The 25675-nt window shown below is 65.6% G+C and carries 17 protein-coding genes; 7 read left to right on the top strand and 10 right to left on the bottom strand.

The window, feature by feature from the left end:
* From AC1DYM_RS08690 to bglX, 5 genes are all read right to left on the bottom strand, one after another.
* The coding region (locus AC1DYM_RS08690) for a hypothetical protein (protein ID WP_477337576.1) at positions 1–361 on the bottom strand (361 nt) is incomplete at its 3' end.
* 349 nt (positions 362–710) lie between these two features.
* Entirely contained in the window at positions 711–1487 is a 777-nt protein-coding gene (locus AC1DYM_RS08685) for a 3-hydroxybutyrate dehydrogenase (protein ID WP_477337575.1), read from the bottom strand.
* A 29-nt stretch (positions 1488–1516) separates the two neighbouring features.
* A complete protein-coding gene (locus AC1DYM_RS08680; RefSeq protein WP_477337574.1) occupies positions 1517–3010 on the bottom strand; it encodes an alpha/beta hydrolase in 1494 nt (497 codons plus the stop codon).
* A 191-nt stretch (positions 3011–3201) separates the two neighbouring features.
* Positions 3202–4905, bottom strand: coding sequence for an alpha/beta fold hydrolase (locus AC1DYM_RS08675; protein ID WP_477337573.1), 1704 nt, complete (start codon positions 4903–4905; stop codon positions 3202–3204).
* A gap of 110 nt (positions 4906–5015) precedes the next feature.
* The gene (bglX, locus tag AC1DYM_RS08670) at positions 5016–7193 is read right to left on the bottom strand and encodes a beta-glucosidase BglX (RefSeq protein ID WP_477337572.1); all 2178 of its coding nucleotides are present in this window, start codon (positions 7191–7193) and stop codon (positions 5016–5018) included.
* Positions 7194–7570: 377 nt separating this feature from the next.
* On the opposite strand from bglX, the gene AC1DYM_RS08665 reads away from it, so the two are divergent.
* The 6 genes from AC1DYM_RS08665 (at position 7571) to lanKC (ending at position 16578) form a co-directional block, all read left to right on the top strand.
* Positions 7571–8302 carry an ABC transporter ATP-binding protein gene (locus AC1DYM_RS08665; RefSeq protein WP_477337579.1) on the top strand — a complete coding sequence of 244 codons (732 nt, stop codon included), beginning with the start codon at positions 7571–7573 and terminating at the stop codon, positions 8300–8302.
* Positions 8299–10734: an FtsX-like permease family protein gene (locus tag AC1DYM_RS08660; protein ID WP_477337571.1), complete on the top strand. Its 2436-nt coding sequence runs from the start codon at positions 8299–8301 to the stop codon at positions 10732–10734. The genes AC1DYM_RS08665 and AC1DYM_RS08660 overlap by 4 nt, the downstream gene beginning before the upstream one ends.
* Positions 10731–12107 carry a sigma-54-dependent transcriptional regulator gene (locus tag AC1DYM_RS08655; RefSeq protein ID WP_477337570.1) on the top strand — a complete coding sequence of 459 codons (1377 nt, stop codon included), beginning with the start codon at positions 10731–10733 and terminating at the stop codon, positions 12105–12107. Before AC1DYM_RS08660 ends, AC1DYM_RS08655 begins: the two co-directional genes overlap by 4 nt.
* A gap of 10 nt (positions 12108–12117) precedes the next feature.
* Positions 12118–13611, top strand: a complete 1494-nt coding sequence (locus AC1DYM_RS08650) for a sensor histidine kinase (protein ID WP_477337569.1) — start codon at positions 12118–12120, stop codon at positions 13609–13611.
* A 63-nt stretch (positions 13612–13674) separates the two neighbouring features.
* Positions 13675–13806: a hypothetical protein gene (locus tag AC1DYM_RS08645; RefSeq protein WP_477337568.1), complete on the top strand. Its 132-nt coding sequence runs from the start codon at positions 13675–13677 to the stop codon at positions 13804–13806.
* 81 nt (positions 13807–13887) lie between these two features.
* Complete coding sequence (gene lanKC / locus AC1DYM_RS08640; RefSeq protein WP_477337567.1) at positions 13888–16578, top strand: class III lanthionine synthetase LanKC; 2691 nt, start codon at positions 13888–13890, stop codon at positions 16576–16578.
* On the opposite strand, the gene AC1DYM_RS08635 is transcribed toward lanKC, so the two are convergent.
* The 5 genes from AC1DYM_RS08635 to AC1DYM_RS08615 are packed head-to-tail and all read right to left on the bottom strand — an operon-like array spanning position 16548 to position 23369.
* Positions 16548–18845, bottom strand: a complete 2298-nt coding sequence (locus AC1DYM_RS08635) for a TonB-dependent receptor (protein WP_477337566.1) — start codon at positions 18843–18845, stop codon at positions 16548–16550. The two genes, lanKC and AC1DYM_RS08635, sit on opposite strands and share 31 nt — an antisense overlap.
* Before the next feature lie 46 nt (positions 18846–18891).
* A complete protein-coding gene (locus tag AC1DYM_RS08630) occupies positions 18892–19275 on the bottom strand; it encodes a DUF2946 domain-containing protein (protein ID WP_477337565.1) in 384 nt (127 codons plus the stop codon).
* A gap of 49 nt (positions 19276–19324) precedes the next feature.
* Complete coding sequence (locus AC1DYM_RS08625; RefSeq protein WP_477337564.1) at positions 19325–20959, bottom strand: MFS transporter; 1635 nt, start codon at positions 20957–20959, stop codon at positions 19325–19327.
* The gene (locus tag AC1DYM_RS08620) at positions 20956–22383 is read right to left on the bottom strand and encodes an efflux transporter outer membrane subunit (RefSeq protein ID WP_477337563.1); all 1428 of its coding nucleotides are present in this window, start codon (positions 22381–22383) and stop codon (positions 20956–20958) included. The genes AC1DYM_RS08625 and AC1DYM_RS08620 overlap by 4 nt, the downstream gene beginning before the upstream one ends.
* Entirely contained in the window at positions 22380–23369 is a 990-nt protein-coding gene (locus AC1DYM_RS08615) for an HlyD family secretion protein (RefSeq protein WP_477337562.1), read from the bottom strand. The genes AC1DYM_RS08620 and AC1DYM_RS08615 overlap by 4 nt, the downstream gene beginning before the upstream one ends.
* 152 nt (positions 23370–23521) lie before the next feature.
* Here AC1DYM_RS08615 and glgX point away from each other — a divergent pair, with 152 nt between their 5' ends.
* Positions 23522–25624, top strand: a complete 2103-nt coding sequence (gene glgX / locus AC1DYM_RS08610; RefSeq protein ID WP_477337561.1) for a glycogen debranching protein GlgX — start codon at positions 23522–23524, stop codon at positions 25622–25624.
* The last annotated feature ends 51 nt before the right edge of the window (positions 25625–25675 follow it).

The raw sequence follows: 25675 nt of genomic DNA, 5'->3' as shown, positions 1-25675 counted from the left end.
CTTCTGGTCTCGACGTGCAAGCGTCGACCGCGGCCTGCGTACCGTCGAGRATGATTTGCCAGTTGTCGTCGTCCAGGTGGGTCGGTAGAAATGCGTGAGGTAAGGCGTGACGCGCAGGCGCGCAACGCAGGTCGCCGCTGCCCGCCAGGCCACGAGGGATGACCGCGACAAGGTCGTAGCGCTGCGAGAGTCGACGCTTGTCGGCTTCGTCCGGATTTCCGGCATTCATGTCCGACCAGGTCTCACCTATGAATCTGAGCACCCTTCCCGGGTGTGTGCCCGGGCCGCCGATGTTGACGAAGATGGCGCCTTCACGATGCCTCGCATCGGAGGCGCGTACCCGGATAACGCCGATGCTCATCGTTCGACCATCGGGCGCGACATGGTCCAATGGTGCAGTGATGCTGCCGCATTGCACGCGGTTGCCGAGGGTCGCAGACGCCTCGCCCACCCAACTGGTGGGGCATGTGCCCCAGGCGATGGGAGGTGTCGAGGCTCGGGTGGCGCCGCTGGATGCTGGCAAGCCGGCAAGCGCGGCGAGGGCCACGAGCGATCGATGGAGGAAGTGCATATGCGTGGTCTCGGTACGAAGAGACCACGAAATTACGCGGTGGTGAAGCTGCACCCCATCGGCGTTCATCCCCGCGGATATTTACGTATTGCTGGTCTTTTCGTAGGCCTCGTCTTGCTCTACGGCGAGGCGGTGGATGTCACTGGATATGCCAGCCATGCGTAACGACGAGCGACTGGCCGGTCAGCGCATTGGACTCGAAACCCGCCAGGAAAAGCGCGGTGTCGGCGATGTCGGACAGGGTAGTGAATTCGCCGTCCACCGTGTCACGCAGCATGACAGTGCGGATGACATCGTCTTCGCTGATGCCGAGTTCGAGCGCTTGCTCGGGAATCTGTTTTTCGACCAGTGGCGTCCTGACGAATCCCGGACAGATGACGTTGGAGCGGATATTGTCTTTGGCACCCTCTTTCGCGATCACTCGTGCCAGGCCCAGCAAGCCGTGTTTGGCCGCCACGTAGGGTGCCTTGAACTTCGATGCCACGTGAGAGTGAGCCGAGCCCATCAAGATGATGGATCCACCGCGCTTCGATGCGATCATCTGTCGCATCGCGGCACGTGAGGTCAGGAAGGCGCCGTCCATGTGGATGGCGAGCATGCGTTTCCAGTCATCGAAGGAGAAATCCACCAGCGGAGAAATGATCTGGACACCGGCATTGCTGACGAGAATGTCGACGGCACCAAGGTCCTTTCGCGTACGGGAGAACCCGTCTTCAACCTGGCCCTCATCGGTGACGTCCATCGCGATGCCGATGGCGCCACCACCGAGGATGGACGCCACCTCGCGTGCCTTGTCGGCATCGATGTCAGCCACGACGACAGTGGCTCCCGCCGCGGCATATGAGGACGCAATGGCCCGGCCTATGCCACTGGCAGCGCCTGTCACGAGGGCGATTTTTCCGCTGAGACTATGCATGTTCGTATTCCGGTTGGGATGCGAAGACCTTACATCTTTCGTAGCCGATGTTGCAGTTCATCGCGGACGAGCTGCTCGTCCATCGGATCTCGTGTGTCGCGCACGTGCCGCGATGGAGGCGAGGGAACGAAATCGCAGCCGGACATGCGTTGGGCAGGAAGTTCACCTTCGAGCAGGAAGCGGCCGACAGCTCGCTCGATACACGGTGTGGCCGATGTGCCGAACACGCCGTGCCCGGTCATGCCGCGAGCGAGGACCATGTAGGCGTTGTGCGAGGCATTGAACGCACGCATGGCGCCAGACGTCGGTGTCGCCGGATCGAACTCTGCCTGGACCATGAGCATGGGGGGCGCCTCGGTGAGGGCGGACGAGGGCGGACGCCAACGCGAGCGGGAAGGCCAGTGCAGACACGTCAGTCCGAGTGTGACCGGTACGCCGGTCGAAGTCGGGTAGCGGGCGCCGATCTCATTCGCCATATGGYGCAGGGCTTTCACGCTCTTCAGCCACGGCGTGTCTCCGCAGACGACCGCATGATAGACCGACCCGTCGACCAGGGCGGCTGTTTCCGGGTCGTTGATGCGGCCGCGTTCGATCAGGGGGGCGAACGCTCTCGCGGCGTCATGGATCTTGCTGTCGACGACGGGATCGCTGCTGAAACGATAGCCCTTCATTCGCGCGATAAGACTCTCGCCCGTGCTTTCCCAATTTTCCCGGGCCCAGTCGGCCAGGGTCAGCGCTGCTACGAGATCTTCGGGCGTGTCGATCAGCGAAGGCCATGCCTCTCGTGCCCGATGAGGCATGTTTCGAATCCGCTCGAGGACCTTGCCGGCGTCGGTACCGAGCCCATAGACGGTGGGCGCGGCAAGGGCAGGGCGCAGTGCGGTTTGCGAGAACAGCGCCTGGCGCTCATAAGGCTCTTCGGCGACCTGGTCTTCGAACGTGCCGGCATGATCCATGGAGGAATCGAGCACGATGCGTCCTGCGTTGGCGGGATAGGATGCGGCGTAGAACGCCCCGACCCACGTGCCGTACGAGAATCCGAGGAAGTTGAGCACGGGTTCGTGCAGAGCGATTCGCGCCTGCTCCATGTCATGAACGTGCTGCAAGGTGCCGACGTGCGCAACAAGGGGATCGGCGGCACAGCCGATGGCGTAGGCACGGCTCTCTCTGACATAGTCGATCCAGTTCCAGTCGGCCAGATCGACCGAGGGGTCGTGTCCGTCCTCGGATTCCGGGACGCGGCAGGCGAAGCGTGTGCCGCCGCGCAATCCCCTCGGGATGACTGCGACAAGGTCGTAGCGATCAGCCAGGCGACGCTTATCACCGTCCAGCGAGTGATTGGCAGAGCGGGTCGACCACAGGTAGGCGATGCTCGGCATGAAGTCCAGTGGATTGCCGCCAGGGCCGCCGAAGTTGAAGAAGATGGAACCCTGGCGTTGCGACGCCTCGCCTGCCTTGAAGCGAATGAGACCCACCGTGAGCGCGCCCCGTTCAGGCGCGTCCACGTCGAGCCAGGCAGGCATGATGCCGCATTCGAGACGCTCTCCCAGAACGGCTGACCAACGTGGGTCCACCAACTCAGCGGCACATGGCCCCCAGGTCATGGCCGTGAGCATGGCTACCGGACTCGCGTCCGACGCGACACTGCCGCAAGTGGTGAAAAGGACGGTCCGAAGAAGCGCGTTGCGCCGTCTTCCGCAAGCAAGGGATGTCTTCATGGGTGGTCCCCCATGCGAGGAGCGAACGGTGACCGCAACCCAGAAAGTTCCGACCGCAGCGCGGCAGCATCGGCAGGCCGCGCGAATCCAGCGTCGGGTCCACCCTGCACTGCTGGCGTGGCCCCGCAATGGTATTCACGACCCGCAGGCAGGATGCCGGTCAACAGGTAGCGGCCCACCGTGTCCTCCACGCAGGCCGAGTCGGTGAAGCCAAAGACTCCATGGTCGTCGATTCCCTCGGCAACGAGGAGATGAGTCATCGTCGTGCTGGCCAGGACCGAGGTGCCGTTCTCCAGTGGTGTGACGGGGTCCAGCGAGGCGTGCACCATCAGGATGTCCCCGGCTGCGGCGACCCTGCTCAGCGGCGGACGCATGGCGTGCGACCCGCCCCAGAACACGCAGTGATACTGCAGGCCGTGACCGTTGGTGGCGGAAAGGGTTTCGGCAAGCGTCGCGATCCGCGCCTGGTGGTGGGCTACGTCGCCGCCATAGGGCAGGTCATTGCACATCACGGCCGAGAAGATCGAACTCATGGCGTCGAACCGGAAAGGCTCGGGCTGGTAAGACACAGGAAAGAGGCGCCACGCGTAGCGGATGGCATCGTCTCGTACGGTGGTGTTGGTCGCATCGTCGCGATGGAACCGGTGAGCCTGCATGCGTGTTATCAAGGTCTCGAGACTCATGCCGGGTTCGGCACGCAACCAGTCCGACACGACGAGCGCACCGAGCAGATGCTCGGGTTTTCTCCAGAATCCGCCCCACGCCTGCCTGACAGGGACGACCAGCTCGCCGATCCGCGCAACCACGGATGCCAGATCCCTCCCCAGCCCGTAGTGCGCGTGATCGTTTGCAGCAGGGAGACCGACGAGGCGATCGAACCGCTCCTGGGAGGCGATCATGCTTCGCGTGATGTTGGTGTCCCAGTCGGCCGTCCAGTCCATGCCGGAATCGAGGACCATGCGCCCCACATGCTCGGGGAAAGAGGCCGCATACCAGCTACCCAGCCATGCACCGTACGAATAACCGAGGTAATGCAGTGTCGGTTCGCCCAACGCCCGACGCGCGACCTCCATGTCGTAGACGGTCTGCTCGGTGTTGATAAAGGAGTACAGCGGGTTTGCGCGGCAGGCCGCGGCGGTCGCGCGCATGTAGGCGTCCATGGCCCGAACGTTGTCAGGCGATCGATCCGCGACGATATCGTGGAAATCCGTCACCTCGGTATCCGACGTGCACAGGAAAGGCGTACCGCCGTGCAACCCGCGCGGCACCACGGCGACCAGGTCGAATTGCTCGGCGAGTCGTTTCTTGCTCCCGTGCACGGGGTGGTCGCCGTAGGCGTTGTCCCAGTACTGCGCGAGCGAGGGCAGGCTGTTCATCGGCGTCTGCCCAGGGCCACCGGGATTGAAGAAGACGGCTCCCTGCCGCCGGGCGGGGTCGCTGGCCGTCACGCGCACCAGGCCAACCTCGATGATTCCATCGTCGGGATGACGATGGTCGACAGGAACACCCATCGTCCCGCACTGCAAGCGATCGCCGAGGCGGAGAATCGCACTCTCGCGTACGAGGCCGGACGAGCACGAGGTCCACAGGACCGTCGAAGGCCGCAAGTCGGGAAGGCGCCAGTCAGGCACGTCCTGTGCGGCACATGCACCGTGCCAGAGGAGAAGCGCTCCGGTAGCCAGAGGTATTCGTGGATCCATCGTGACGCTCCGTTGCAAGGGGAGAGTCACGGTAGGTCGATGGTAGTCGTGGATGCATCGGCGCGCGCTGCGTCAGCGCGTGGGTCGCGGCCCCCGCCGTGTCGGATACCTCAGCGCGCGAGCAATGCGAAGGTCGCCGATTCGCCCGTTGCGGATGATCCCGATATCCACACCTGGAAGTCGCCTGGCTCCGCTTCGAACGTCACGCCATCGCGGTGCGTAAAGGCGAGATCCGCCCGCGTCAGTTCGAACGACACCTCCTCCGATGCGCCTGGCGCGAGGAGAATTTTCCGGAAGGCCTTCAGTTCGCGAACCGGCCTGACCCGGCTGGCGACACGGTCGTGGATGTAGAGCTGGACGACCTCTTCACCCGCGACATCGCCGATGTTCGTCACCGTGGCACCTACCACGATGGTGTCGTCCCAGCCGATCTGCGCCGCGACTTCGGGCAGCGCATAGGCGAAGCGCGCGTAGCTGAGGCCGTATCCGAAGGGATAAAGCGCTTCGAAGGTGATATCGCGATACCGCGACTTGAACGCCGGCGGTTGGTCGGCGAGCTCCGGGCGACCCGTGCGCAGGTGGTTGTAGAAATAGGGTTGCTGCCCGGCGTCCTGAGGGAAGCTGACCGGCAGGCGCCCCGCGGGGTTGTAGTCGCCGAAGACGACGTCCGCGATGGCCGGGCCAGTCTGGCTGCCGAGGAACCAGGTGACCAGAATGGCATTCGCCTCGCGCACCGCGCCGGTCAGGGCGAGTGCGCGACCGTTCTTCAGCAGGACGACGACCGGCGTACCCGTGGCTGCCACCGCTTCGGCGAGGGCCTGCTGTGCGGCAGGCACGATGATGTTCGTGCGGGATTGCGCCTCACCGGAGTAAACCTGCGGCTCGCCAATGGCGAGCAGGACGACATCGGCGCGCTTCGCCGCTGCGACAGCTTCGTCGATGCCGCCCGCGATGGCGTCTTCGATCCCGCATCCGGAAACGACCTCGAGGGTTTCGCCATCGTCCAGTGCATCGCGCAGCCCCGTCTCGATATTCACGTGTCGCGTGCTGTCGCCGAAAAGTGTCCAGCAGCCTTCTAGGTTGTCGACGTCGGCGCCGAACGGGCCGATCAGCGCGATCTTCTGGCTCTGCTTGCGCAGCGGAAGGACGCCATCGTTCTTCAGCATCACGATCGAGCGGCGAGCGCCGTCACGTGCCAGGGCAGCGTGCTCGGCGTTCTTCGACGTGTCGGCTTCCACCGCGGGGTCGAGCGAGCGGTACGGGTTGTCGAGCAGGCCGATGGCATGTTTCACGGAGAGGACGCGACGCACGCCTTCGTCGAGCACCTCCATGGGGACATCGCCCGTCGCCACGAGGTCGGCCAGGTGGGCGGCATAGAAGCCACTCTGCATACTCATGTCCACGCCGGCGAGGAAGGCAAGGCGCGAGGCATCGCGTTCGTCCGCGGCGAACCCGTGGGCGATCAGTTCCATGTCGGCGGTGTAATCCGACACGACGAAACCTTCGAAATCCCACTCACCGCGCAGGATGTCGGTCATGAGTTCACGATTCGCCGAGGCCGGCACCCCGTTGATGTCGTTGAACGCACTCATGATCGTGAGCGCACCGGCATCGAGCGCCGCCTTGAAAGGCGGAAGATGCACGTCGCGCAGCGTTTGCGGCGAGATATCGACGGTGTTGTATTCCATTCCGCCGGCTACCGCGCCGTAGGCGGCGAAGTGCTTCGGAGTGGCGAGCAGCGAGTCGTCGGCCCGGAGATCGGTGCCCTGGAACCCGCGCACACGTGCCGCGGCGAAGGCCGAGCCCAACACCACGTCTTCACCCGCACCTTCGGCGACGCGTCCCCACCGCTGATCGCGTGCGATGTCGACCGCCGGGGCGTATGTCCAGTGGATGCCGGCGGCGGTGGCTTCCACAGCCGTCGCGCGTGCCGTGCGTTCGGCGAGGTCTGGCTCGAACGTGGATGCCTCGGCGAGGGGAATGGGAAAGACGGTCCGCATGCCATGGATCACGTCGGCGCCGAGCAACAGCGGGATACCGAGCCGGCTCTCTTCCACGGCGACGCGCTGGGCCTCGCGACCCTCCGCCGCACCGACGCCATTGAACAGCGCGCCAACCCGGCCCGCGCGTACCTGATCGAGCACCTCGGCGGCCCCGCGGGCGTTGGCCTCGGGATTGATATCGGGTGCGAACGGGCGCACGGCATCGGCGAACACGCCCAGCTGGCCGACCTTCTCTTCGACGGTCATGCGGGCGATCAGGTCTTCGATGCKGGGGTTGCGGGTCATGGTGGTCTTGGCCTGGAAACGGTCGGCGCGCAGTCCGGCGCCGTAAGCGGGCAAGGATACCGGCATCGGCACGCGAGGTGGGCATGTAAATGGCGTTACATGTAAACGTTTACGGCCTTGGAGCGCAGCGCGTGGACAAACCGATTGCCGGCGATCGTGGGCGTGCCCCGAAGGGCTCGCGGGGGAATCGCCGTCGGAGGCGGAAAGGTCATGAGCGGGCTGGCGAGGTTCCGGCGTTCACCAATCACGAGGCGTTTCCGGCAAAAGATGAAATCGTGTCCGAAGAACCGCAGCGTGCGAGCCACAATCGCCCGGAAGGGATTAAATCTTCGCAGGTGAACACGGTGCAATCTGCTCTCGCTCCTCCGCTGATCGAGATGCGTGGCATCGGGAAGGTCTTCGACATCGGGGCCATGGAAGTTCACGTCCTGACGGACATCCACCTCGACATTCGTCGGGGTGAGTTCGTTTCGATCGCGGGGCCGTCCGGCTGCGGCAAAACCACGTTGCTGTCCCTCATGGGGGTCCTCGACGCCCCCACCAGCGGCAGCTTCCGGTTTCTCGGGCAATCGATGTCCGGACTGGGTCGCCGCGCGCGGGCACGCCTGCGTAACCAGCACATCGGTTTCGTGTTCCAGGCGTTCAACCTGATCGGCGACATGACCGTCGCCGAGAACGTCGAGCTGCCGCTCTCGTTTCGCGACGGGATGAGCCGCCGCGAACGCATGGAACGTGCGGCGAACGCACTGGCGGATGTGGGCATGGCGCACCGCATGCGCCACTACCCGGACCAGCTTTCCGGCGGACAGCAGCAGCGCGTGGCCGTCGCCCGCGCACTGGCCGGGGAGCCTTCGATCCTGCTTGCCGACGAACCCACCGGCAATCTCGACGTGCGCAATGGCGAGATCGTGATGGCGCTGCTCAGCCGTCTGCATGCGTCGGGCCGGACGATCTGCATGGTGACGCACGATGAGCGATTCAGCAGCGTGGCCGACCGCACGGTGCGGCTACTGGACGGCTGCGTCATCGACGAGACGACGTTTCGGCAGCGACAACGCGAGGCCGAAGCCGGGCTGGATGAACGTCGGAGCACGGAGGCGTTTCCGTGAGCTGGTCACGCCATGGACTGATGCGCGCCTGCTGTGGCCTTTGGCGGCCCCGGGGTTTTCTGCCACTGACGTCGCTGACGCTCGCGATCGGGCTCGTCGCGTTGACCAGCGCCCTGGCGATGGTCGAGTCCCTGCTGAGGGCGCCGCCCTTTCCTCACCATGCCAGCATCGTCGTTTACGGCGAGGAGGATCGCGATCCTGCCAGCCGCGCGGCCTCGCCTCTTTTCTACGATGCCATCGGTCTCCCACCCGGCGTGATTTCCCGCGGGGCGGCGCAGGTAGCCGAATCAGTGAACGTTCGCTCGGGCGATCGGGAGCGGTTGGCTCGCGCGCAGCGTGTCGATGCCGGCTTTCTGCCGACGCTCGGTGTGAGGTCGATCTTTCCTGAGGATACGTCGATCGCGTTCGACCACGGGATCATGCTGTCGTACGCCTTCTGGCGTGACTGGATGGGAGGCGACCCACGCGTGGTCGGGAGTCGCGTCACCATCAATGGGAGCGCGATGACCGTACGCGGGGTATTGCCGGCAGACTACCGGCTATTCGCCGATATCGACTTTCTGATTCCGCTGTCGCCGACGGGCCTCTCCGGTGACGACGCCGCCAACCTTGTCGCCATCGCCCGACTTGCTCCCGGCATGTCCGCTGAACGCGTCACGCGGTGGATCCAGGCGAGGCTCGTCGCCAGCGGCATGCCGTTACGTCCCGGATGCCGGTGCCTTCCCGTGTATGCGACGACGCCTCTCGACGTCGTCCTTACCAGCAAGGCAAAACCCATCGTGATGCTCTTCTTCTATTGTTCGCTGCTGGTCCTTACCGTGGCCGGCGTCAATCTCTCGAACCTCATGCTGACGCGCGCCTTGCGGCGCACGCAGGAGACCTGTCTTGCCATTGCTTTCGGTGGCGGGGGTTGGCAGCCGAGACTTCCGCTCATCGTCGATGTCGTCGCGATCAGCGCGGGCGCGTTGGCCATCGGACTTCCTCTCGCGCATGTCATGGTCGTGGCGGTCCGGCCGCTCGTTCCGGCTTCCTGGCTCATCTCCGCGTTGCCCCTCGAGCTGGATTGGCGCACGTGCGCCGCGGCGGGACTTACCTCGGTCACCGTGACCCTGCTCGCCGCCATGCTCGGGTCGGTGCACACCAGCCCGGACAGGCTGCTACGCATGCAGCTCGCCTCGGGCGGCACGTCGCTCTCGGGTCTGGCGCAACGTGCACGCCGTTTGATGTTGCTGGTGCAGACGGCGCTGGCGACCGTGTTGCTGGTCCTCGACGTGGCCATGGCGGCCCAATATTGGCGAGCCATGCAGGTTCCGCTTGGCTTTCGGGCGGCGGCTGCGGGCTTCGTCGAGATCAGCCCGGACACCACCCAGTTCCCTGCACTCGATGATGTCCTTCATGCCGACGCCGCCATTCGTGCAGCCGCCTTGCGCTGGCCGGGCATCGACGCGGCGGGACTGTCCACCTTGCTCCCGATCGGCGCGGGCCTCTTCATGCCCTTCCTGAAGCCCGACGGGGCGACCGCATATCTTCAGTACGGCATGGTGTCTCCAGGAGGCATGGAGGCGATGGGCATCACCCGTGTCGCTGGCCGCAGCATCGATGTGGGTGATCGCGCCGCGACACCTGCCGTGGCGATGGTCAACCAAGCGTACCTCGATCACATCGGCCGCCACGGCATCGGTGAGTGGGTGACGCCGGCCTCCGTGCGAGGCACAAACCGCCCGATGCGCATCGTCGGCGTGGTCGCAGACACGCGATCCGCTGGTGCCGAACATGCCGCGGTTCCGACGGTGTATGTGCCATTCGCTCAGGTCGATCCGGATATCTATGCCTACATCCGGCGTTTCGTGCCGACCTTCATCGTGATGCGTGGGCCAGGTAGCATCATTGCCGATGAGCCCACCATGCGGACGCTGGTTCGTGACGCCGCGCCCGGCCTCGCAACGGGAGCCCGGCAGTCGTTTGCACAGCTAGCTGCGCAGGCCACCGCGCAGGCGCGTCGCAATGCATCGCTCGCGGCGATGTTCGCTGGCATGGCACTCTCGCTCGCGGTGATCGGCCTTTATGCCGTGCAGTCGCTGGAGATGGCGCGTGGTCGTCGCGACATCGCCCTTCGCGACGCACTGGGCGCCACGCCACTGGACCTCCTCGGCCATCTGGTGTCGCGTGGCCTCGGCATGGCGATGCCCGGCGTTGCCGTAGGCCTGGTTACCGCCGCGATCCTGGGCAGGATCGTCGTGCATCCTGCGCTCGAGGCAGGCGTCATCGATGTCGGCGTGGTTGCCGCCGTGACGCTGTTGATGATTGTCGCGGCGTTGGCTGCCGTTGTGTTGCCGTCCTTGCGCGCCACCGCGGTGCGCCCGGCGACGATCCTGCGAGGCGAACTGATGTCGCCGCGCTGGTCGCGCCACAGTGAGGGGGTACCCCCATGATCCCGCGCCCGCTACCTTCCCTTCCCGTGCTCATCGTCGATGACCAGGCAGACGTCCTCGTATCGCTTCGCCTGCTCTTTCGCTCCGTGGATATTCCTTCCGTGCAGGTCACCTCGCCGGAGGCGGCGCTCGATGCGGCGTCACGCACCGACTTTGCTTGTGCCTTGCTCGACCTCAACTACAGCGCCGATACGACGTCGGGACACGAAGGTCTCGAACTGATCGGCCGTCTCCGCGACGACTTTCCCGAACTCCCGTTAGTGGCCATGACGGCGTGGGGCAGTGTCGACCTGGCCGTCCAGGCGATGCGCCGGGGCGCCGCCGATTTCATCGAGAAGCCATGGAACAACGAGCGAATCCTGCAGACCGTGCGCAGCCAGATCGCCCTTCGTGAGATGCGTGAGGAGAACCGGCGTCTTCGCGCGGAGAATCGTCTCGGCAGGGAAATTCCCGACGTTCTTCGCGCGTGGGAGTCGTCAGCGATGCGCGAAGTAGCGAAACTGGCGTCGCGCATCGCCGCCAGCGATGCAAACGTACTCATTCTCGGGGAAAACGGAACAGGCAAGTCCCTGCTGGCGCGCGAGATCCACAACATGTCCCCACGTGCCGACGGACCGGTCATTCGTGTCGACATGGGCAGCCTTCCCGAATCGCGTTTCGTCGACGAGATGTTTGGCGACGACGACAAGCACCCACGCCCGGGACGCTTCGAACTGGCCCAGGGCGGTAGCCTGATCCTCGAGGAGATCGGTCACATACCGATCGCCCAACAGGTGAAGCTGTTGCGCGTGTTGGAAGAAGGTGAGCTGGAACGATCGGGCTCCACTCGCACGCATCGCGTCGACGTTCGCGTCATCTCCGTGACCAATGCGGACCTGGACGCTTCGGTGCGGGCCGACCGTTTCCGCCGGGACCTGCTCTACCGCCTGAACGCGATGCAGATGCGCATGCCTTCCCTGCGCGACCGAGCGGACGACATCGTTCCGCTCGCCCGACATTTCATCCTGCGCGAATGCCGTCGTCGCGGACGCGGCAGCATGTTTCTCGCGGTCTCCACCGAACGCGCCATGCGTGCGTATGAATGGCCAGGCAATATTCGTGAACTGGAGCACGCCGTCGAACGTGCGGTGCTGCTGGCCGACGGCGACGAGATCGACGTCGATGGGCTGAGCCTGTGCAAGTCGCCGTCGTCGCCCCTCGTGCTGGATCGGCTGACGTTGCCGGAAGCGGAAGAAATGATCATACGGAGCGCCCTGGAACGCAACGATCACAATCTCCAGCGCGCCTCCGATGCGCTTGGCATCTCGCGCCAGGCCTTGTATCGCAGGCTCGACAAGCACCGCGCCCGCGACGGATTCGAACCCGTCGAGTGAGGGCCAGGGTATGACTTTCTTCCACCGCTCGCATGACGCGACAGCGGCTTACGATCGCTCCGTCAAGCTTCGGATCGACGCCGTCCTTTGGGCGACGATGTTCGTCACGCCGCTCGTCGCGAGTGGCACTCTCCTCGTTCTGCTGGGCGACGTCCCGCGGGCTGTCCGCGGCGCCATCTTCGGTGCCGGGATCGCGCTCAGCGGCCTCCTCGGCTGGATCGGTGGAGGCCGCCTGGTGGCGACGTTGGGAACGGTCCTCGACCTTCTTTTCGCCATCCGTGAAGGTGACTACAGCATGCGGGGACGCGTGCGCCCCGGTCGGGATCCTCTTCAGGGCCTGATCGGCGACATGAACCTGCTCACCGACGACCTGCGCAACGGCAGGCGTAAACGCACCGAGACCTCCCGCTTCCTCGGCAAGACGCTCGTGGCCTTGCATAGTGCCGTCTTTGTGATCGACGATCGCGAGTGCCTGGCATTCATCAATCCCGCCGCACGGCGGCTGATCGGTGCGGAGCGCGCCGCCGTGATCGGTCGAGACATGACGTCGCTCGGCCTGGCCGAGCCCTTGCGCGCGGCTGACGGCGCCATCCTCAACTACCGTTTCGCATCGATGAGCGGCCGCTGGGCCGTGCGCCGGGCGGTCTGGTACAGCGAAGGACGCGAACATACGATGGTGATGCTTCACGACCTGAGCGCGGCGTTGAGTGAAGAGGAGCGACGTGCGTGGCAGCGTCTGATTCGCGTGCTCAGCCACGAGTTGAATAATTCGCTGGGCCCCATCGGTTCCCTGGCCGGAAGCCTCTCGACCCTGCTGGACGCCGATGATCCTGGCGCGATTCAGGAGGAGCTGCGCCTTGGCCTGGAAGTGATCGGTCGACGCGCACATGCGCTCACGCGCTTCCTTTCCGGCTACGGCCGTCTCGCACGATTGCCGCCACTGCAGTCACGGCCGTTTCGCCTGGATATCGCGCTGCACCGCCTGGCCCGGCTCGAGCAGCGCAAGCGGGTCGCCGTGACCGGCTACGCGGCGATCATCGTCGACGGCGACGAAGACCAGCTCGGGCAAGCCTTCATCAACCTCATGCGCAACGCGGTCGAAGCGACGCTGGAGACGGGAGGGAGCGTACGCGTCGACTGGCGTGCCGAGGCCGGGTTCGTGCGCGTGACGATCGAGGACGAGGGCGTCGGATTGCCCCCGAGCGACGGCATCTTCGTTCCTTTCTTTACCACCAAGCCCGAGGGCTCGGGCATCGGCCTGAGCCTTACGCGCCTCATCGTCGAGGCCCATGCGGGCACCGTGGACCTCGCGGCACGCAGCGATACCAGGGGAGCCGTTGCGACGGTCCGCCTGCCCATGCGTCCGGACACGGACGACGGTGTCCGATTCCGGACGGATCGGGTGACCGAAACCGGTCAGCCGACACAAGAAGCCACCCTGTCGCGGTGCAAACCCCGGCACACCCCCCCAGCGCCACTGTCCGGCGATACGACGGCGTCCTAGATTCGCTTGGCGCTTCGCCTTCCGGCGATGCGCGCGTCTGAGCGCTTAAGCAAAGGAGGACTTATGCCAAACGTACTCGACCTGCAGAATCTGGCGACCGATATGGCGTGGGATCGCAACGACGGCGGCGAATGGGGAACGACCTGCAGCACGGGTAGTTGCTCGATCTACCACATGGATGGTTTCGTGGAATAGCCGAAACGACGATGGTGCACGAGGCGACGTCCGGGTCGTCTCGTGCACCGGGGTCACCCGAACATGGAGAGACGGGACGTCATGGAGCGACGCGCACAGCTGTTGCAGTACACCTCGGTCGATCGCGAATTTTTTGAACCCTACGCCAGCCGCCCCATCCGGGAAGACGACTTCGTCGCCTCGACGAGACGGGTGCTGCCGACCTGTTGGACCGTTCATCGATCGGGCATCTGGATGCATTGCCGACCGCCCGACGCCGCGCTGCCGATGCAAGGCTGGAAGATTCACGTATCCTCGATCGCCGCCACGGCTCACATCGTGCTGTCGATTGCCGCGGCAACCCTTGCGGCGTCCGGCACCGCGTTCAAATTCGCCGCGGATCGGGGCATGCTCGCCGCTATCAACGGCAAGCGCTGGCCGCGGGGCGGCTCCGGCAAGTTCATCACCGTCTATCCCCGCAACGTCGACGACTTCCGCCTGGTGATCGCCGATCTGCATGCCGCGTTGTCGGGTTACGTCGGACCGTATGTGCTTACGGATCGCCGCTATGACGATTCCCGCGTGCTGTACTACCGCTATGGCGGGATCGTCTCCGACTTCCGCATTTCGCCGGGTGGACGCCACGAGTGGCTGCTGCGGCGGCCTGACGATAGCGTCGAGGCAGATGACCGGTCACCACGATTCCGTCTCCCCGACTGGTTGCGCGATCCCTTCGGGACGGAGGCTCCCGCGGCGCCGGCCTCCCCGGTGCTACTCGGCGGCGGCCGCTATCGCGTCTACGAAGCCCTGGCCTTTTCCTCCGCCGGTGGCGTCTACCTGGCCGATGACCTCGACGAGGGGCGTCGGGTTGTCATCAAGGAAGCGCGCCCGTTCGTCGGTGTCGGCGAAACCGCGAAAGAGAGTCTGCGCAAGGAGTTCCGCTTGTTGCGTCGGCTTGCACCGTTGCGGATCGTGCCCTTGCCGATTGCGTATTTCGAGGAGTGGGAACATAGCTTCCTGGTCGAAGAATACCTGCGCGGCGATACCTTGCGGCTCTGGCTCGGACGGCGCTACCCCTGGCTAAAAGCGCGTGCGACCCGCGACGATGTTGCGCGTTTCCTTAACGATGTCGCGACGGTGTACAGCCGTATCGCCGACGCCGTCGAACAGGTGCATGCACGGGGCGTTTCGTTAGGCGACCTCTCGTTCCACAACATCATCATCAGCGCCGACGATGACGTGCGCCTGATCGATCTGGAAGCGGCAGTCGAGTACGGCATGGATTCACCGCTAGGGCTTCGCACACCCGGCTTTGCGTCGGGAAATCCACCGCCACGCGATCACGCGGAGGCGCGGAACGAAGACAGTTATGCGTTTGGCGCGAACCTCCTGGCCGCCATGATTCCGGTCAATGCGATGCTTCCCCTTGACCGGTCGGCGGCGATGCGCTTCGCGTGCCGGATGGGCGAGGACATGGGTTATCCCGCGGCCATGACCGAGGTCATCGGTCGGCTGCTGGACACGAGCGCTTCGAAGCGCCCATCGCCGATGGCGATCATGGCAACGTTGCGCCTGTCACTCGCCGACGTGGGAGCTGGAAGCGCACCGGTGCCGCACCGTCTCGGTGCGCTGCCCCGGTGCCCCGGGCACGCGGACGCTTTGTTCGGCTACGTGACGGCGCAGGCGGCCCACGCACGCTCCGATCGTTTCGTTCCTGCCGCGCCGGAGGTATTCGAAAGCCATCCGTGGGGTGTGGCCCACGGTGCCGCCGGTGTGTTGCATGCGTATCTGCGCGGTGGCCGCGAACCCCCCGCAGGACTGCGCGATTATCTGCTCGCCGGCCTCGATGCATCCAGGCCGCGCGGTGTCAGTCTGATGTCCGGCGATGCTGGCATTGCGTGGGTGCTTTTCGACGCGGGCGAAGCCGACCGCGCGGCGATGCTCATCCGGTCCGGATCGCTGGACGATGGCATCCGGCACGTGCCGGGACTGCACGAAGGCCTCGCGGGTTGGGGTCTGGCCCGAATCAAGGCGTGGCAAGAGACCGCGGACGCCGATTTTCTGGAAGCCGCGAAGCTGGCGGGAGACGAGTTGCTGTTCGCCGCGATCGCAGGTGACCACGATACCTTGCGCTGGCCCGACGGTGGCCAGCAACCCGTCGGTCTTGCGTACGGCGCAGCAGGCATCGCGCTGTTTCTGCTTCATCTGCACGTCGCCACGGGCGAGCCGCGCTTTCTGAGCGGAGCCACGGCGGCATTGGCGTTCGACCTGGCACAACGTCGCCATAACGCCGACGGCGATGCCACCTGGCCGATGTCCGTGGGTCCGTTTCCCTCGGTTCCCTACCTGCGCCAGGGTACGGCGGGGATCGTCGCCGTGGTGGCCCGCTTCCTCGCCTGCACCGGAGAGGTTCGCTACCGCGACGTACTGCTCGACAGCGAAGGCGACCTGCTGCGCACCCACGCGATCAGCCCGGGACTGTTCGACGGTCTCGCGGGAATCGGCGAGACGCTGCTCGATCTCGCACAGTTTCTGCCGGAGCGCGCCGCCTTGTATCGCGAAGGAGCACTTCGCGTGGCCCGCGGCATCGAGCCCTTCCTCATCCCGCGCAAGGAAGGGCTGGCGGTGCCCGGCACCGAACTGTTGCGCATCAGTTGCGACCTGGCCACTGGCGGCGTGGGTGTCGGCTCATTCTTCGATCGACTGGGGCGCGACGCGCCGGCCGCGTTCATGCTCGATGAACACCTGCCGGCGCCGATACGTCAAAGCCGGAACTTCGCCTCCACCAGATAGCTGCGCGACGGGTACGGGTAATACACGTAGTAGCGGCGGTTGGTCAGGTTGTCGACACCGGCGCCCAGTTCCACGTGATCGCTCACCTTCCATGTCAGCTTGGCATCGAAGGTGAGGAAGGCGCTGGCACCGCCGAATGTGTCCGGGTGGATATCACTGTGATCGAGCGTGTTGTACTGCCGGCCGGAATAGCGCCCGGCGAGCGTCATCGCGACACGCTCGCTGGCGTGGTACGTGCCGATCACGTTGGCGCGCCAGCGCGGGATCCGGTAGAACTGCTTTCCTTCGGAGGCGGGGTTGCGCGCATTGCTCACCGTGGTCGCCTGGGTGTAAGCCGCGTTGGCGGTGAGGTCGAACGTCGGCCACCAGACACCGGTACCGTCATAGCTCGCCTCGGCACCCCGGGTGCGAACCAGACCGACGTTCTGCACGCTCGTCACGTTCGGGAACACTGTCGTATCGGTCTGGCTGAAGAGCGTGTTGCGCGTATCGCTGCGGTAAATGGTGAAGCGCGCGACACCGTTGGGGCGATACCACTCCGTGGAGAATTCACGTGAGAGGTCGTTCTCAGGTTTCAGGTTGGGATCGTTGTTGATCAGCGCGATGCCGTTGAACGTTCCCTGGAACAGTTCGTTTACCGTGGGGAATCGATAGGCGCGAGCACCGGACAGGCGCAAGGTCACGGTGTCGCTGGCGTCGTAAGCCAACGATGCCTTGGGTGAGGTATGCGACTCCTTCCGCTCGGGGTAGCCCACCGTGGCCGTCGAGGTGGAACGCGAGCCGCCGAAGGCGCGCCACTGCTCGTAGCGCGCACCCACGGTGAGTCGCCAGCGTTCGATCAGCTGCCACGCATCCTGCAGATACACGGCCTGGGTCTGCGTGCTGCCGCCGTTTGCGGTCGTGAGGGCGCCGGCATCGCCGTTGCGCCAGTTCGCCAAGTTGTACGTCGCGTTGTCCAGCGCGTAACCGTCGAAGTGATAGCCGAAGCTCACCGCGTGCGTGTTGGGACCGAGGGTATCGGGCGTGTGGCTGGCACGCAGGTCGAACGTGCGCCAGCGGCTGCCGTCGCCGGCGGTGAGCAGACCCGCGCCGTTGTCGGTCACCGCGTTGGCAACACGGTCGCGATTGCGATCCATGTCGAAATACGAGGCATCGCCCTCGATGTTCCAGCCGCTATCGCGGTGCGTGCCCAGCGAGACGCCGTAGAGATAGTTGCGGCTTTGTCGGGTGCTCGGTGCGAAAAAATTCGCCGGCACGGTGTATTGGCGTCCGTCGATCGTCACCGGTCCGGACCACACGGGCTGGCCGTTGGCATCGCGCAGGAACGTCTCCGTACGGTGTGACAGGTCCTGCTTCCAGTAGCCGGCGGTGACCGCCGCCGTGAGCTCGGGCGTCACGTCATAGGTGAGCCGTGCGTGCGCCTCGTCCTGGCCGCTCGCCTCCTGACCTTCGCTGTTGATGCCGAGCACCTCGCGCGGCACACCGTTTGCTCCCGTGTCGCCGACGGCGCCGGTGACCGGATTGCGTGCGCCCGCCACGGTCGACCGGTTCTGCGTGCCATAGACCAGGGGTTGGCCGTTGGCTTGCAGGTGCGACACGCCGATCAGGAAAGCGAACCGGCCGTCACGGTCGCCGATGGTCGCGGTCTGCTTGCTTCCGCCGTAGTCGCGGTCGACCCCATAGGTGTGCACATGCTGGGTGAATGCCTGCACGTCGCCCGTGACCTCGAGCTTCTCGGGCATCCGGGTGGTCATCAGTACGGTCGCGCCGATCGCGTTACCGGGATAGAGCGCCGAGTAGGCCCCATAGATCACATCGACGCGCGACAGGTTCTCCGGGAAGGCCATCGACCAGCGGGGCGGATTGGCCCAGTTGTTACCCAGCAGGTTGGAGAGTAGAAGACCGTCGAGATAGACCAGGCCGCGGGCACTCTGCTGGTTGCTGGTCCCCCGCACGGAAAACGTGGCGTTCTCATCGCCGGTGAAGCGTTTGCGAATGCCGAAGGACGGCAGGTATTTGAGGGCGTCCTCGGCGTTGATCACATTGAGCCGGTCGAGCTGCTCGGCCGTGATCGTCTCGACGGCGGCCGGCAGGTCGGGATCGACGGGCGTGCCATGGCTGGCCGCGGAAACGCGCACCTCGCGCAAGGTGGTCGTGCGTTGGGGTTCGTCGGGGCCATCGGCAGCGTGCAGCGGCAGGCAGGTGGCGCCGAGTGCGCAGGCGACGGCACGCGCAAGCGCGCGTCCATTCGTGGGGAACAGGGTCATGGCGATAAGTCCGTGGGTCGGTGGCGTACGGCGGGATCGGAATCGATCAGGCGTGCGCGTCGACCGGCGGACCTCGTGGTGGGGCGTACAGGATGGCCACCGGCACATGTGCGCGGATGGCTGGAAGCGTGGCGGGGATACGCGCCGGCGATGGCAAGGCATGGCCAACGTGGAACGCACTGCCCAGGGCCGGCATCTGCGCGAACAGCGTGCAGTAGCCGCAGGCCGCGCCGTCACCGGGGCCATCCGCATCGTGGCCGGTCGCGCCAGCATGGTGATCGCCCGGAGAGGCTTCGCACCAGGCACCGAGGTCCGGGAACACGAAAGCCGCCGACACGGTCCGCGAGACCGACGGCGCCAGCACGGTGAGCCAGACGGCGACCAGCGCCATCCATCCCAACCAGCGGTTTCGTGCCAAACCACGACGCACGTCGGCGTCCCCTATGTTTGCAACCCTGGACGTGGGTCCAGGGATGATGTCACGAAGTGGAGGGTGCGGGATGCGGCGCGGTGTCACGGTCGTCGGGTGGCAGCGCCGGGACGGCGGGAGGATTGACGAGCACCGGCGGTTCTCGCAGGCACAGCACCAGGGCGACCGCCAGCGTGCCGACCACGGCGGCGAGCAGGAAGCCGTCCAGGGTCGACAGGGTATAGGCCTGCTCGCGCACGGCGGCGGACAGCAAGCCGGTTCCTCGCGCGGCGGGCCCACCGGTGCCCTGCGTCGACGCCCCGATGAGTTGCGTGTAGGCGAGGATGCGTTCGTCCGTCATCGGGTCGCCGGCGACGATGTGCTGGCCGATCCAGTAGGAATGCACCTGTTCGGCCTTGCGCGTAAACATGACCAGGACCGAGGTGCCCAACTCGCCACCGAAGAGCCGGGCGGTCTGGATGATCGCCCCGAAGGTGATGCCATCGGCCGGTCCCACGTGGTGTCCGAAGAAATAGATCACCGCTGTCAGCTCCAGGGTTTCGCCCACGGCCTGGAGCAACAGGGCGAGACTGAAATTCGGCTCCGCCCACTCGGACGTGATGCCGGTGGCCAGCAGGAAACCGGCGGTCGCGATGGCGAAGCCCGTGCCGATCGCGAAGCGTGCATCGGCGCGATTGAGCAGCCAGGCGACGATCGGCGCGATGACCAGTTGGGGAAGCGCCACCCACAGTGCCGCATTCCCGACCTCCTCGGGACGCAGGCCGCGCACCTGGATCAGGTAGTTCGCCACCAGGGTGTTGCTGGCGGTCACCAGGAAGCGCGTCGCCGTCACCAGCAGGATCAGCAGGAAGACGTTGCGCCGGATGAGCAGGGTGAAGTCCACGCTCGGCGCGTCGAGCGTCGATTCATGCAGAAGGAACAGGCCGAGGCAGATGACGCCCAGGGCGAACAACGTGACGATCAGCGTGGACGAGAACCAGTCGAGCCGGTCGCCCTGGTCCAGTGCGATGAAGATGAAGGTGAAGGCGGCGCCACCGGTGAACATGCCGCGGAAGTCGCCGTTGCGCAGGTAATCCCGGTCGACGGGAAGACGGCGCAGGCCGAACCAGTACAGCACGAACAAGGGCACGGCCACGACCGTGTTCTGCCAGAAGATCCAGTCCAGGTTGACGTGGTTCGCGTACCAGCCTTCCAGCGTGGACGCGATGTTGAGACCGAGGACGATATTCATCGCATACGCCGCCAGTCCCCATGGCCAGAGACTCTTGGGTAGCGCGGTGAGGATGAAGGCCGCGGTCAGCGGGATGAACGTGCCCGAGCCGAGCCCGGCCAGGCATTGCAGCATGAGCAGGATGCGCAGGTCGGGCGAGAAAGGAATGAGGAACTCCGCCACGCCGTAGACGACGCAACCGACCAGCAGCACACGACGTGGCGTGAAGGCACGACCGAGGAAGACCGACAACGGCCCGATCATCATCTGCGACGCGGAGAAGGCGGTAGGAATCCACGCGCCCTCGTCGAACCCGGCGCCAACGGCTCCGCGAACATCGGCCAGACCGATCGAGGTCAGTCGCGATGTCAGCGTGGTCGCCAGCGCACCGATGAGGACCGCGACGATACCGAGCCAGGGCAGGTTGGCCGGCGGTGCGGGGGCTGCGGTCGCCACGGGCGCCGTGGCATTCATGGCGAGGCTGCCGCCGTGGCGTCAGGCTGGCGTGGTACGGCATCGCCTTCCTTCCACCCACCGCCGAGCGCCTTGATCAGTGAGACCGCGGCAAGGAGCCGTTGCTGGTCGTTCTCGATGGCAGCGCGCTGGGTGTTCAACGCCTGACGCTCGGAGTCCACCACCTCGAAGTAGCCGGCCAATCCACGGTCATAGCGTGAGCGCGACAATTTCGCCGCCGCCGTGGAGGCGTCGACCGTGGCATCGAGCGCGGTGCCGCGCTCGCGCAACCACGTCGTATCGGTGAGCGCGTCCTGCACCTCCTGAAAGGCGGTGATGCCGGTCTGCCGCCATTTGGCCTCGGCGCCGCGATACGCGGCCTCCGCACCTTCGAGCCGCGCGCGATTACGCCCGCCCTCGAAGATCGGCAGGGTCACCACCGGACCGAAGGACCAGATCTCGCTCTGGCTATTGGTGAGATCGCCCAGGCGAGGACTGACGAAGCCGCCCGAGGCAGTCAAGCTCACCGAGGGAAAGAAAGCGGTCTTCGCCACGCCGATGCGTGCGCTTGCGGCTGCGAGCGCGCGCTCGTCGCTGGCGACATCCGGGCGGCGTTCGAGCAGGGTCGACGGCAGGCCGGCCGGTACATCCGGCACGTGGGGTGTCCAGGCAACGGTTGCCACGCTGAATTCCGCGGCGTTACGTGCTTCGAGGACGGCCAGCGCRTGTTCGAGGTTGTCGCGACGGCGACGCGCGTCGGCAAGATCGGCACGTGTCTGGCTCAGGTCGGCACGGGCGCGTAGCACATCGAGATCGCCCACCACGCCAGCGCGGGCACGGCGATCGGCAAGCTTGAGCTCGTCCTCGCGTACACCCACCGTGCGCGCCAGCACATCGATCTCGCGATCGCTGCTGCGCAAGGACAGGTAGGTCGACACCGTGGACGCGGCGAGGCTCAGGCGCACGGCGGCGATCGCGTCGGCGCTGCCCTGGAGATCGGCACCCGCGGCTTCGACGCTTCGGCGCACGCGCCCCCAGAGGTCCACCTCGTAGGCGAGTTGGACCGGCGCTTGCCACACCGTGGTCTCGAGGACCGGGAAGCGATTGTCGAGAGTTCCGGAGGTGCGGGCCCGCGAGTAGGCCGGCGCAAAGTTCACGTCCGGGTACCGGTCCGCCCGCGCGACGCCGAGCAGGGCCCGGCTCTGGTCGAAACGGGCGAGGGCGCCGGCAAGGTCCTGGTTGGCGGCCAGGGTCGCGGCGACGTGGCGATCCAGTTCGTCATCTCCGAACAGCTGCCACCAGGCATCCGGGATGGGCGCAGTCGAGGCGGGGGACTGTTTCCAGGTGCCGGGCGCCGGCGTGTCCGGGCGCTGGTAGTCAGGCCCCAGCACGCAGCCGCCCAGGCCGGCGACGCACAGTGCCAGCACGATCGTCCGCGCTCTCATGGGCCGCCGTCCTTCGCATGGATCTTCACGATCGTCGACAGGCCTGGCGCCAGACGTTCGCGGTAGCGCCGCAGGTCATCGTCGCTGAAGAGGATCTTCACTGGCACGCGCTGCACCACCTTGGTGAAGTTACCGGTGGCGTTGTCGGGCGGCAGAAGGGCGAACTGCGAACCCGACGCCGGCGACAGGCTGTCCACGTGGCCGATGAAGGTGACGTCCGGCAGCGCATCGATGGTCATCCTGGCCTCCGTGCCTCGTTTCATGCCATGCAACTGGGTCTCCTTGAAGTTGGCCACCACCCAGACCTGGTCGGACACGATCGAAAGCAGGGTCTGCCCGGCGTTGACCCGCGCGCCCACCTCGACCGAGCGCCGGCCGACATAGCCGCTGACCGGGGCCAGGACCTTGGTGTAGCCGTAGGCCAGGTTGGCATCGTGCAACGACGCCTCGGCCGTAGCGACCTGCGCCCGAGCCGATTCGGCGGCGGCGGTCGCAGCCACCTTGCGTGCGTCGGCGCTGGCCTTGTTGGCGCGTGCTGAGTCGGACGCCGCCTTGGCCGCATCGTATTCCTGCTGGGACACGCCCCGCGGCGTTTCGTGGACCAGTTCGCTGTTGCGCTTCAGGTCGAGGGCGGTCTTTTCCACGCTGGCCTGGGCGGCAACGATGGATGCATTGGCTTCGACGATCTGCGCCTCGGCGCTGGCCACTTGTCCCTTGGCGCGGTCGATATCGGCCCGGGCCTGCTCCACCCGGACATCGAAATCGCGGGTATCCAGTTCCAGCAATACCTCGCCCGCCTTCACATGCTGGTTGTCGTCCACGTGCAGGGCGACCACGGTGCCGGTGACGCGTGGGGCGATGGGGTGGAGGCGACCGGTGACATAGGCATCCGTCGTGGTTTCGGTACGATCCAGCCAGAAGAACAGCACGATGACGAGCGTGCCGATCACCAGCAGGCCTCCAATGATGCGTAACGCGTGTTTCATCCCCGCCAACCTCCATGAATACGGCGCCACGCTGCCACCGCCCCCGCTAACTTGCTTGGCGAATCCTGCGGGGCGTGCGGGCGCGGGCCAGCCCTCACGTTTTCCTGTCGTCGGGCTGGCCATCCTGCAGGTCCGCCTCCGAGAACACCGCCATGCCTGATGCCCGTTACGATGCCGCCTCGCCCGTGCGCGAAGGCTCACCCTTTCCGCGCGGCGCCACCTGGGACGGCAAGGGCACCAACTTCGCGCTGTTCACCGCCCACGGCACGCGGGTGGAAGTGTGCTTTTACGACGAATCCGGCCATGAGACCGGACGGATCGACCTGCCCGAGTACACCGACGAGGTCTGGCACGGTTATGTTCCCGGCGTGGGTCCGGGCCAGTTGTACGGCTATCGCGTCCACGGCCCCTATGAGCCGGAGAACGGCCACCGTTTCAACCCGAACAAGCTCCTGCTCGACCCCTACGCAAAGCAGATCGTCGGCGACCTGATCTGGGCCGACGAACTTTACGGTTACACGGTCGGACACGCCGATGGCGACCTCAGTTTCGACGAACGCGACAGCGCGCCGTTCATGCCCAAGGCGATGGTGATCGATCCCTCATACAAGTGGGTCGAACACGGCAAACCATCGGTTCCGTGGACGCGCACGGCGATTTACGAGGCGCACGTGCGTGGCTTTACGATGTTGCATCCCGATGTGCCCGAGCACCTGCGCGGCACGTTTGCCGGCATGGCCACGCCGGCGGTCATCGACTACGTCCGTGACCTCGGCGTGACCTCGGTCGAGCTGCTTCCGGTGCACGCCTATCTCGACGACCACTACCTGCAGGAAAAAGAGCTTCGCAATTACTGGGGCTACAACACCATCGGTTTCTTCGCCCTGAAGACGCGATACATGTCCGGCGGCGATCCCCGCGAGTTCAAGGACATGGTCGCGGCGTACCATCGCGCCGGCCTCGAAATCATCCTCGATGTGGTCTACAACCACACGGCCGAAGGCAACGAGATGGGGCCGACGCTCTCGTTCAAGGGCATCGACAACGCCAGCTATTACCGACTTGCCGAGGACAAGCGCTACTACATCAACGACACCGGCACCGGTAACACGGTGAACCTCAGCAATGCGCGCGTGCTGCAGATGGTCAACGATTCGCTGCGCTATTGGGCGACCGAGATGAACGTCGATGGCTTCCGCTTCGACCTGGCCACGATCCTTGGTCGCGAGCCCTACGGCTTCGACGAAAACGGCGGCTTCCTCGATTCCTGCACGCAGGATCCCGTGCTCAACCAGGTGAAGCTGATCGCCGAGCCATGGGACTGTGGCCCGGGTGGCTATCAGGTCGGTGAGTTCCCGCCGGGCTGGGTCGAGTGGAACGACAAATTCCGCGATACCGTGCGCGCCTTCTGGAAGGGCGAGGGCGGCACGCTCGCCGAGTTCGCGCGTCGCTTCACCGGTTCCGCCGACCTGTTCGACAAACGCGGTCGCCGCCCCTACGCATCGCTCAACTTCATCACCGCGCACGACGGCTTCACGCTTCGCGATCTGGTCAGCTACAACGACAAGCACAACGACGCCAACGGCGAGGACAACCAGGACGGTTCGAGCAACAACCACTCGTTCAACCACGGCGCCGAAGGCAATACGAAGGACGCGGGCATCCGCGCCATGCGCCAGCGACAGTCGCGCAACCTGCTGGCCACGCTGTTCCTCGCCCAGGGCACGCCGATGCTGCTGGCCGGTGACGAACGCGGGAACACTCAGAACGGCAACAACAACGCCTACTGCCAGGACAACGAGATCAGCTGGATCGACTGGAACGACGATCCGACCCAGGGGGGCCTGGCCACGGCGGTGCGCGAGCTGGTCGCCATCCGCGATCGTTTCCCGATTCTTCGGCGCGGACGTTTTCTCGACGGCCGTTACGACGATGTGGCCGAGGTACGCGACATCGTCTGGCTGAACCCGGGTGGCGGCGAGATGCAGCAGGAGCACTGGGAGGATCCGCGTGCCCGTTCCATCGGCATCCTGCTCGACGGTCGCAGCCAGGCCTCGGGCGTGCGCGAGCGCGGGAACGACCAGACCGTGTTGATCCTCATCAATGCGTTCGACGGTGGCGTCGAGTTCAGCCTGCCCGAAGGCAGCTGGACCGTGGCTTTCTCGACCGATCTCGAGCTGGCCGTCGATACGCCGGCCGAGGATGGCAAGCTGATCGCACCGCCGCGCAGCTTCGTGGTGCTCGCCGCGGGCTGACGCAGCGTTGACCCTGCGGCGCGGGCGTACCTATATTGCGAGACCTTCCGC

The organism is Luteibacter sp. P1_D3, assembly GCF_056406135.1.
This window is presented reverse-complemented; position numbering and strand designations above follow the sequence as displayed.

What these genes read in the sequence shown, in the direction of transcription:
- AC1DYM_RS08685 (WP_477337575.1), bottom strand. Translation starts at nt 1,487, where the DNA reads ATGCATAGTCTCAGCGGAAAAATCGCCCTCGTGACAGGCGCTGCCAGT.
- AC1DYM_RS08675 (WP_477337573.1), bottom strand. Translation starts at nt 4,905, where the DNA reads ATGGATCCACGAATACCTCTGGCTACCGGAGCGCTTCTCCTCTGGCAC.
- AC1DYM_RS08665 (WP_477337579.1), top strand. Translation starts at nt 7,571, where the DNA reads ATGCGTGGCATCGGGAAGGTCTTCGACATCGGGGCCATGGAAGTTCAC.
- AC1DYM_RS08655 (WP_477337570.1), top strand. Translation starts at nt 10,731, where the DNA reads ATGATCCCGCGCCCGCTACCTTCCCTTCCCGTGCTCATCGTCGATGAC.
- AC1DYM_RS08650 (WP_477337569.1), top strand. Translation starts at nt 12,118, where the DNA reads ATGACTTTCTTCCACCGCTCGCATGACGCGACAGCGGCTTACGATCGC.
- AC1DYM_RS08645 (WP_477337568.1), top strand. Translation starts at nt 13,675, where the DNA reads ATGCCAAACGTACTCGACCTGCAGAATCTGGCGACCGATATGGCGTGG.
- lanKC (WP_477337567.1), top strand. Translation starts at nt 13,888, where the DNA reads ATGGAGCGACGCGCACAGCTGTTGCAGTACACCTCGGTCGATCGCGAA.
- AC1DYM_RS08635 (WP_477337566.1), bottom strand. Translation starts at nt 18,845, where the DNA reads ATGACCCTGTTCCCCACGAATGGACGCGCGCTTGCGCGTGCCGTCGCC.
- AC1DYM_RS08625 (WP_477337564.1), bottom strand. Translation starts at nt 20,959, where the DNA reads ATGAATGCCACGGCGCCCGTGGCGACCGCAGCCCCCGCACCGCCGGCC.
- AC1DYM_RS08615 (WP_477337562.1), bottom strand. Translation starts at nt 23,369, where the DNA reads ATGAAACACGCGTTACGCATCATTGGAGGCCTGCTGGTGATCGGCACG.
- glgX (WP_477337561.1), top strand. Translation starts at nt 23,522, where the DNA reads ATGCCTGATGCCCGTTACGATGCCGCCTCGCCCGTGCGCGAAGGCTCA.